General features: G+C 42.7%; 4 protein-coding genes. 3 read left to right on the top strand and 1 reads right to left on the bottom strand.

Annotation, left to right across the window (positions count from 1 at the left end):
• The coding region (locus CXF78_RS17185; RefSeq protein ID WP_180957205.1) for a YhbY family RNA-binding protein at positions 1-97 on the bottom strand (97 nt) is incomplete at its 3' end.
• Positions 98-187: 90 nt separating this feature from the next.
• On the opposite strand from CXF78_RS17185, the gene rlmE reads away from it, so the two are divergent.
• The 3 genes from rlmE to folP form a co-directional block, all read left to right on the top strand.
• Positions 188-817 carry a 23S rRNA (uridine(2552)-2'-O)-methyltransferase RlmE gene (gene rlmE / locus CXF78_RS17180; RefSeq protein WP_011636456.1) on the top strand — a complete coding sequence of 210 codons (630 nt, stop codon included), beginning with the start codon at positions 188-190 and terminating at the stop codon, positions 815-817.
• 46 nt (positions 818-863) lie between these two features.
• Positions 864-2,837, top strand: coding sequence for an ATP-dependent zinc metalloprotease FtsH (ftsH, locus tag CXF78_RS17175; RefSeq protein WP_102037442.1), 1,974 nt, complete (start codon positions 864-866; stop codon positions 2,835-2,837).
• A 123-nt stretch (positions 2,838-2,960) separates the two neighbouring features.
• A partial coding sequence (folP, locus tag CXF78_RS17170; protein ID WP_374702303.1) for a dihydropteroate synthase occupies positions 2,961-3,575 on the top strand: 615 nt, incomplete at its 3' end.

Raw genomic sequence — 3,575 nt, 5'->3', positions numbered from 1 at the left:
CACCTTCAGTTAGTCCATTGCCACCAAGCAGCACCACTGGTTTTAGACTGTGCGCCAGACCTTTTAAATGCTGTTTTTGTTTGGTTGTTAAGTTCATTTGTACCAACTTTTGCTGAGTTACTGTTGAAAAACGGGTATTCTACCCTTATATAGAGCTTATGTAACTCTGAATCGTTGCGGAATTTAAATGACAACAAAAAAACGTACGGCGAGCTCAACTCGCTGGATGCAAGAACACTTTGATGATCACTATGTGAAATTAGCCCAGAAACGTGGCTTACGTTCACGAGCAGCATTCAAGTTAGAAGAGATCCAAGAAAAAGATCACTTAATAAAACAGGGTATGACAGTAGTTGACTTGGGGGCAGCACCGGGTGGTTGGTCACAAGTGGCTGCTAAACTTACTGGCGACAAAGGTAAAGTGATTGCTTGTGACATTTTACCGATGGATCCAATTGTTGGCGTTGATTTTCTTCAAGGTGATTTTAGAGAGGATAAAGTGCTGCAGGCATTGCTTGAGCGAGTAGGTCAAGATAAAGTGGATGTGGTACTATCAGATATGGCTCCGAACATGAGTGGTTCGGGTGCTGTTGATCAGCCAAGGGCTATGTATTTAGTTGAATTAGCGCTAGATATGTGTCACCAAGTGTTGACGCCTAACGGCTGTTTTGCTGTTAAAGTCTTTCAGGGGGAGGGCTTTGACGACTACATAAAAACAGTCAAACAGGCATTCAAAGTAGTAAAAACCCGTAAACCAGACTCCTCTAGAGCGCGCTCTCGAGAAGTCTATCTAGTGGCGACTGGTTACAAGTTGTAGTAGTCTAAAGTTAATAATCGCAGGACTGTTTAAGAGGTCGAGTAATTTGAGTGACATGGCTAAAAATTTAATACTCTGGGTTGTCATCGCTGTTGTGCTGATGTCAGTGTTCCAGGGTTATTCCCCCTCTTCTTCGAATTCGCAGAAGATGGATTATTCCGCCTTTTTGGACAATGTTCGAAATGGTCAAGTTAACAAGGTCGAAATAAAAAGCGACCAACGAACTATTGAAGGAACTAAACGTACCGGCGAGAAGTTCATCACCATCATGCCTATGTATGATCAAGACTTAATCAATGATCTTCAAACTAAAGGTATTGACTATAAAGGCCAAGAAGCTGAAGAATCTGGTTTCTTAACTCAAATCTTTATTTCATGGTTTCCAATGTTACTGCTGATTGGAGTATGGATATTCTTCATGCGTCAAATGCAAGGTGGTGGCGGTAAGGGCGCAATGTCATTTGGTAAGAGTAAAGCCAAATTGATGAGCGAAGATCAAATTAAGACCACTTTTGCAGATGTCGCTGGTTGTGATGAAGCAAAAGAAGAAGTAAAAGAACTGGTTGATTATTTGCGTGACCCTACTAAATTCCAAAAATTAGGCGGCCGTATTCCTACTGGCGTATTAATGGTTGGACAGCCAGGTACAGGTAAAACCTTACTAGCGAAGGCTATTGCTGGTGAATCTAAGGTGCCATTCTTTACCATTTCAGGTTCTGATTTTGTGGAAATGTTTGTCGGTGTTGGTGCATCTCGTGTGCGTGACATGTTTGAACAAGCTAAAAAATCTTCACCTTGTATCATCTTTATCGATGAAATTGATGCTGTAGGTCGCCAACGTGGCGCAGGTGTCGGTGGTGGTCACGATGAACGTGAGCAAACATTAAACCAGTTATTGGTTGAGATGGATGGTTTCGAAGGTAATGAAGGCGTTATTGTCATTGCGGCAACTAACCGTCCAGACGTACTCGATTCTGCACTACTTCGCCCAGGTCGATTTGACCGCCAAGTCGTTGTCGGTTTACCAGATGTGCGTGGTCGTGAACAAATCCTTAAAGTACACATGCGTAAAGTGCCTTTATCAGACGATGTTAAAGCAAGTGTTATTGCTCGTGGTACCCCAGGATTTTCTGGTGCAGACTTAGCAAACCTTGTTAACGAAGCAGCGTTGTTTGCTGCTCGTGGTAATCGTCGTGTAGTCGGTATGGAAGAGTTTGAACGTGCTAAAGACAAAATCATGATGGGTGCTGAGCGCCGTTCTATGGTGATGTCTGAAGAAGACAAAGAGATGACGGCTTATCATGAAGCCGGACATGCTATTGTTGGTTGCTTAGTGCCAGAGCATGACCCTGTACATAAAGTGACAATTATTCCGCGCGGTCGTGCTTTAGGTGTGACGTTCTTCTTACCAGAAGCTGATGCCGTGAGTCAAAGCCGTCGCAAATTGGAATCACAGATTTCAGTTGCTTACGGTGGACGTTTAGCCGAAGAGCTTATTTACGGAAGTGAACGAGTCTCTACAGGGGCTTCACAAGACATTAAATACGCGACATCGATTGCACGTAACATGGTTACGCAATGGGGCTTCTCTGACAAATTGGGTCCTTTACTCTATGCCGAAGAAGAAAACGAAGTTTTCTTAGGTCGCAGTATGGGTAAATCAAAGGCTATGTCAGGTGATACTGCGTCATTAATTGATTCAGAAATCAAAATGTTTATCGATAAAAACTATCAACGTGCACAAAACATGCTGACAGAAAATATGGATATTTTACATGCGATGAAAGACGCACTGATGAAGTATGAAACGATTGATTCGTTACAAATTGATGATTTAATGCACCGCCGTGAAGTGCGTATGCCTGCTGAATGGCAAAAAGATGAATCATCTGACGATAAAGATAATGGCAATAGCACGCCTAAATCTGAAGTTGAAACGCCAGTAGATGAAGCTAAAACCGACACTAAAGTCGATAATAAAGCCGATACTAATGATGCGGATGAATCACCAGCTAAATAAATAATTTAGTGAATAAAGAAGACCCCGAAAGGGGTTTTCTTGTTTTTAATCTACTGTAGGAAAATACCATTGTTTCAATTAACTCATGCCAATAAAACGCTCGACTTATCAGCCCCTGTTGTGATGGGAATTGTAAACGTGACACCTGATTCTTTTTCTGATGGTGGCGAATACATCGATTTCGAACAAGCTTGCCGACATGTTGATTATATGGTCGAACAAGGTGCATTAATTATTGATGTCGGTGGTGAGTCAACTCGCCCAGGGGCTGCAGAGGTCTCTGTTGAGCAGGAGCTTGCTCGGGTTATTCCTATTATCGAATATACCGCTAAAACACACGACGTATGGATTTCAATCGATACCAGCAAACCTGAAGTGATGGAACAAGCTGTCAATGCTGGAGCTAATTTGATTAATGATGTGCGTGCCTTACAAATGCCAGGAGCCTTAGCGATGGCTGCGACGTTAGATGTGCCGATTTGCTTGATGCACATGCAAGGCGAGCCCAAAACTATGCAAGATGAACCTGAGTATCAAGATGTGATTGATGAGGTGGCTGCTTTCTTTGAATTGCGTATTGCATACTGCGAAGCCGCCGGAATTGAGCGCGAACGCTTAATTCTTGATCCAGGTTTTGGCTTTGGCAAAACTTTAGCGCATAATTACCGCCTATTAGCGGCGTTACCCAAATTACATGAATTTCACTTACCTTTATTGGTCGGTTTATCACGTAAAAGC

This window comes from Shewanella sp. 11B5 (genome assembly GCF_002836795.1).
In the GTDB taxonomy this organism is placed as follows: Bacteria; Pseudomonadota; Gammaproteobacteria; order Enterobacterales; family Shewanellaceae; genus Shewanella; species Shewanella frigidimarina.
Note: the sequence above shows the minus strand (reverse complement) of the source record. Positions and strands in the feature narration are given on the sequence as shown.

What these genes read in the sequence shown, in the direction of transcription:
- rlmE (WP_011636456.1), top strand. Translation starts at nt 188, where the DNA reads ATGACAACAAAAAAACGTACGGCGAGCTCAACTCGCTGGATGCAAGAA.